Here is an 835-nt window from a genome sequence, read left to right on the forward strand (position 1 = left end):
ATAGGCCCATTCAGGGTCATCGTTGCCCACTTGGTGCGTCACAATCTGACTGCTGGAACGGGGGAAACTGTCCAGCTGCTGGGCAAACTCCCGAAACTCGTCGTCGTACCCATAAAAACCAAAGGACGTGGTGGTTTCGCCATTGGAAAGGGTCAGGTGATAGGATAGAAAACCGTCCCCGTCACCTGGGCTTAATAACTTGAATTCGATACCGGGTCGCACGTTTGGAGAAGGCAGAGTAGAAGAATACTTGACTTAGACCGGCAAGTTAAGACCTGCCTCAGCAAGCTCTTTTATGGCCATTTTAGGGCTCGTTTCAATGAACGCCTGGCAACGGGCCGGCACCAGGTGCCAGCAGGCCGTTGCAGCGCCCGGTGAGTTTAAGAAACCCGTCTACGATTGAAAGTTTACGAAACGCGCCCAGTGGATGAGTTTCGTAAACGCGACCGTAGGAGCCCTGCCCCCGCTAAAGTGCAACGCGGTGCGGGCGGGCGCACCCGCACTGATTCCAAGAGGGCGGTTATGACCCCCTTTGTGTTAAGGGACGGAAACCAGATAAGAGAAGGACTGTCTAATGGCCTCCAGCGCGGGGAAAGTCCCGTTTGTCTGTGCCCGTGAATGCGCCTAGCGCGGTACCTGCGAAACACATTCCTGGGAGCCGTATCTAGCAATTAGGAAGCGTGGACGGATTCCGTCAACTGATCCCTACTATAGGAACAGTTGACCACCCAGTGGTGGGTCGGTTGCTAGCGTTTAGGGAAGGGGGGTAAGCTCGGACAGATGTTCGGGCCAGTCGGCGAGGCAAGCGGGTTGCTAGGAGATAATTATGAGAAAA

At 54.9% G+C, this 835-nt stretch carries 1 protein-coding gene; it reads right to left on the minus strand.

All coding sequences use genetic code 11. The features are described 5' to 3' along the window. On the minus strand, positions 1-222 hold a 222-nt coding region (locus tag ACP7AJ_RS21450), incomplete at its 3' end, for a hypothetical protein (RefSeq protein WP_426062284.1). Positions 223-835: the final 613 nt, after the last annotated feature.

The sequence above is a fragment of the Hymenobacter sp. B1770 genome, assembly GCF_049896385.1.
In the GTDB taxonomy this organism is placed as follows: domain Bacteria; phylum Bacteroidota; class Bacteroidia; order Cytophagales; family Hymenobacteraceae; genus Hymenobacter.